This window comes from Hydrogenovibrio sp. (assembly GCF_049975065.1).
Taxonomy (GTDB): domain Bacteria; phylum Pseudomonadota; class Gammaproteobacteria; order Thiomicrospirales; family Thiomicrospiraceae; genus Hydrogenovibrio.
Genome location: NZ_JBNGDN010000124.1, coordinates 1 through 4,214, shown reverse-complemented (window position 1 = coordinate 4,214; position 4,214 = coordinate 1). Strand labels below are relative to the sequence as shown.

Here is a 4,214-nt window from a genome sequence, read left to right as displayed (position 1 = left end):
ACCGACACCGAATCAAAAATCGCGTCCACAGCGATGTCGGTTTTATCGGCGGTTGCGTCACCGAACACCGGAACGCCCAATGCCGCAAACGCCTTCGCCACTTCCGGATCCATTTCCGGCTCGGCCGGTTCGTCCGTCATACACTGGTCACCGCATGCGGAACACTCCGGCGCGGAATAATAGCTGTAATCCTGATAATCCAGCGGTTCGTATTCCGCCTTGGCCCAGTGCGGCTCTTTCATGGTCTGCCAATGCGCAAACGCCTTTAAACGAAAGTCCAGCATCCAATCCGGCTCGTTTTTTTTCGCCGAGATCGCTCGGATGACGGTTTCGTTCAAGCCCTTTTCAAAGGTTTCAACGGTTGTCTGCGTAAAAAAGCCTTCCTTGTAGCCTTGATTTTTGCTCAACAAATCGTTGATTTCTTGGTATTGAGTCGCTTCTGACATGGTTTATTATTCGTTTTCCAACTGAATCGATTAATTTCTGACCATTCTAGTCGGAAATTAGCTTTTTGTCCAGTTTTTTATCCAACCCCTGCGACACTAAAAAACCCCCAAACCGCCCGAAAAACGGGCGACATACGAGCTTTTTCGGACGCAAAAACTTCCTCTTCTCATCCAACTTATACTCATCCAACCTAAAGCAGACTGGCTTGCACAATTTCATCCAGCCACTCTTCGGGAAGGGTTTCGGCATAGACGCTCAAAAACCCGATACCGTCTAGCTCGTCCGCATAGGTATCCCAAGCCATTGGCTGCCCCTCTATCGCCACCGGGTTTTGGTATTCTCGTGTTCTGACCACGCCTTTCACTCGCCAAATTGAATAGCCCAAATTTTGGCGCAGACTGTCCAAACCAAACAGCAACGCCTCCAAGCAAAGCGGAGCCTCCCCGGCGGCATAATCAAACCGATAGTCTCGCGCAACCCATTTCGGCTCATGAAACCCGATTGCAGCCGGCGTGACCGGTTGATCAAACGCCTCCCAATGCCATTGACTCAGCGACGCAGCACTTAACCATCGATAGCGTGGCAAAGACGCGACATTTTGGTTATTTAACCAGGCCTGCCATTGCGACCAAAGAGTTAAATCCGCCTGATCGGCAAAACTGAATATCAACCCAGTTGAAACCTGTAACAGGTTTTTTAACCAGGCCTGGGATCTTTCATCCTCAGGCAGATAACGCGCATCCACCAAACACCAGGTACGAACTGGCTGACTCACCAGCGGCAGGCTGGATGCCGTGGCATACTCTGCCATCGCCACCTGTGGAAACGCAAGTTCAAACGCCGCTTTAAAGCGGCTCTTGCCACTGCCAGGCAAGCCCACAAGCCGAATACCGCTCATGATTCACCCCAAACAACTGCGATAGCGCTGTGCCAAGTTTTGGATGAATTCTGCATAGGATTGCGACGCCTCATTGCGTCCGAGCGGATCCAGCTCCCCAATTTTAATCGACAAGCCCCGAACAATATAACGCAACTGCTTATCTGAAAACTGTGGCTCTTTAAAAACACATCGAATCCCATCCGACTCAATACGCTCTCGTAACAGCAACACCCGTTTCACGCTGGGCTTCACCTCAGCTGACAATTGAATCGCGCCCTGATTATTCAAGCCGTAACGTTTTTCAAAATATTGATAGGCATCATGCAACACCAAATAAGGCTCATGTTTAACCGGTGCCAGCCACTGGCGAATGGCCGCATCCGCCTGCGCCAAATCGTCGAGGCTTGCAAGCTGCTTCTGACGCAAATAGTGCGCTTTTTCAGGCTGAAGCCGTTCCATTGCTTGGCCGATGGCTGCAATCATTAAACCGGCATTGTGCACCGACAACCAAGTGTGACCATCCATTTTCAAATTCGGATGACCCACCGACAAGGGGTGTCCATGCGCGTCTTCAGGATGCGAATGATGGCTTTTCGAATCCATCGCGCGTTTCGGCAAAACCTCCAGGCCTGGCAATTTCTGCATCGACACCACCTGCGGTGCGCTACCCTCCGCCAAACGCTGAGCCACCGGCTTTTCCACCCAGGCATCCACGCCGGAACCGACGGTTAGAATCAAGTCGGCTTGATTCAAAGCCACCAAATGGGAAGGCCGAAACTGAAAACCATGCGGCGAGGCGCCGGGTGCCAGCAAAACCGTCACAGTATCCCCATCCGACAAAAAGGGCTTGACCATCGCCGCCAGCGGCGGAATCGTCACCGTCACCTGCAACGCCATAACGGGCCCGCTTACTATCCCTAAAAAACACACTAACAGCGCTTTCACTGCACACTCCTATCACGCTCCCCTGACGAATCAAGGGCTAGAGCTGGCACCACATCAAGCCAGCCTCACCCCCCAACTCAAAGGGGCACCAAAAAATTCAACCACACTCTGACGCATCCATTAAAATAATGGCATGAATACACGCTCACCTCTGATTGACGCCAACCATATTTGCCATCAGTTTGGTCAAAAAACCGTACTGCAGGATGTTTCACTGACATTACACCCCAATGAAATCATCACACTCATCGGCCCGAACGGTGCCGGTAAATCCACCCTGCTAAAGATTCTGCTCGGCCTGCTCAAACCCACCTCGGGCAGCCTCCATCGCAAACCGGGTCTGCGGCTCGGGTATATGCCACAGAAAATTCAAGTCGATGCCTCTTTGCCCCTTACCGTAAAACGATTTCTACAGCTCGGTCTGCCAAACGACACGAATGATACCATACAGCTCGACAAAGTCATTAACGACTTGAGCCTAAGCACGCTGCTCGACCATCCCCTGCAGCAGGTTTCCGGCGGGGAAATGCAGCGCCTTCTTCTGGCGCGTTCACTGCTGCGATCGCCCGAACTGCTGGTGTTAGACGAGCCGGTTCAAGGGGTTGACCTCCAAGGCCAGACCGAACTCTATCAATACATAGAAACCATTCGCAAAACCTACGGCTGCGGCATCTTAATGGTCAGTCACGACCTGCACATCGTGATGAAAAACACCCACCAGGTTCTGTGTCTGAATCAGCATATCTGCTGTTCAGGACACCCGCACACCGTCTCGGAAAATCCGGCCTTTAAAGCCTTATTCGGTGATGGCTTTGAAGAAGTGGCCGTTTACGAACACCATCACGACACCACCGCCTGCCAGCATTCGCACGGCACAGATTCAACAAGACCGCCAACACCATGATGTCGCTATTACTGGATCCACCTGGCTTTCTGGTCATGGCACTGATCGGCGGCCTGTTAATCGCGCTCATGGCCGCACCGCTAGGGGTGTTTATGGTGTGGCAGAAACAATCGTATTTCGGTGCCGCCTTGGCCCATTCCGCTTTACTGGGCGTCAGCCTTGGGCTCTTGCTGGACATTAACCTGACCTTGGCCGTCATCGCCGTTTCCATTATGGTCGCACTCAGCGTGTTGTTTATCCAAGGCAAAACCACGCTGTCCTCCGACACGCTACTGGGGCTGCTCGCACACAGCTCTCTGGCCTTCGGGCTCATCCTAATTAGCTTTCAAACCGACATTCAAATCGACCTTTTGTCCTATCTGTTCGGTGACATTCTCAGCATTGAACAGACCGACTTGATCTTTATTCTCGGCTTGGGCGGCATGGTGGCACTGTTTTTCAAGTACCATTGGCAGGATTTATTGAACGTCACATTGAATGCCGAACTGGCACAAATTGAAGGGGTTCCGGCACGGAAGGTGCAACGCTACTACATTTTGCTGCTGGCGTTGATGATTGCGGTGGCGATGAAAGTGGTGGGCGTGCTGCTCATTACATCATTGCTGATTATCCCCGCAGCCACCGCGCGTCATTTTGCCAAAACACCCGAGCAAATGCTGGGACTGAGCATTGTGTTTGGTTTTATCGCGGTATTGCTGGGACTCTTGGCCTCACTGCTGTTCGATCTCCCCACCGGCCCCAGCATTGTCGCATTGGCCACACTTTTGTTTCTGACAAGTCTAGTCATCCGCCGAACCTAGAGAATTACTGAGGGGTACTGACTTAACCCACTTCGTCCATTAATTGATGCAATAACGCCACAACTTTCTCGGACTGTTCATCCACTTGTGCCAGACCTGACTCCACCATGGCTTGATCGCCAACCGCCTTCGCATCCATGACGGTTTTAATCGCTTGGTGCATTTCGGCGTGCTCCTGACCTAACGCCTGCATCAGCGGCAGGTGCGCATAAGCCTGACCGTCGCCGTAATACCATTT

Annotated in this window: 5 protein-coding genes and 1 pseudogene; 2 read left to right on the top strand and 4 right to left on the bottom strand. The window is 52.1% G+C overall.

The window, feature by feature from the left end:
* The 3 genes and pseudogenes from ACP5D0_RS10180 to ACP5D0_RS10170 all read right to left on the bottom strand — a co-directional run.
* Window positions 1-446 (bottom strand): annotated as a pseudogene (locus tag ACP5D0_RS10180) (Fe-S cluster assembly protein SufB); the annotation flags it as partial.
* 191 nt (window positions 447-637) lie between these two features.
* Entirely contained in the window at window positions 638-1,345 is a 708-nt protein-coding gene (locus ACP5D0_RS10175) for a hypothetical protein (RefSeq protein WP_472365684.1), read from the bottom strand.
* Window positions 1,346-1,348: 3 nt separating this feature from the next.
* Window positions 1,349-2,272, bottom strand: coding sequence for a zinc ABC transporter substrate-binding protein (locus ACP5D0_RS10170; RefSeq protein ID WP_472365683.1), 924 nt, complete (start codon window positions 2,270-2,272; stop codon window positions 1,349-1,351).
* 133 nt (window positions 2,273-2,405) lie between these two features.
* Between ACP5D0_RS10170 and ACP5D0_RS10165 the strand changes: the two genes are divergently transcribed.
* Window positions 2,406-3,176, top strand: a complete 771-nt coding sequence (locus ACP5D0_RS10165; protein WP_472365682.1) for an ATP-binding cassette domain-containing protein — start codon at window positions 2,406-2,408, stop codon at window positions 3,174-3,176.
* A complete protein-coding gene (locus ACP5D0_RS10160) occupies window positions 3,173-3,976 on the top strand; it encodes a metal ABC transporter permease (RefSeq protein WP_472365681.1) in 804 nt (267 codons plus the stop codon). The genes ACP5D0_RS10165 and ACP5D0_RS10160 overlap by 4 nt, the downstream gene beginning before the upstream one ends.
* 22 nt (window positions 3,977-3,998) lie before the next feature.
* Here the strand turns inward: ACP5D0_RS10160 and ACP5D0_RS10155 are convergent.
* Window positions 3,999-4,214: hypothetical protein (locus ACP5D0_RS10155; protein WP_472365680.1), on the bottom strand; the 216-nt coding region annotated here is incomplete at its 5' end.

Excerpts from the sequence above, each read along its gene's own strand:
- ACP5D0_RS10175 (WP_472365684.1), bottom strand. The coding sequence starts at position 1,345 with ATGAGCGGTATTCGGCTTGTGGGCTTGCCTGGCAGTGGCAAGAGCCGC.
- ACP5D0_RS10165 (WP_472365682.1), top strand. The coding sequence starts at position 2,406 with ATGAATACACGCTCACCTCTGATTGACGCCAACCATATTTGCCATCAG.
- ACP5D0_RS10160 (WP_472365681.1), top strand. The coding sequence starts at position 3,173 with ATGATGTCGCTATTACTGGATCCACCTGGCTTTCTGGTCATGGCACTG.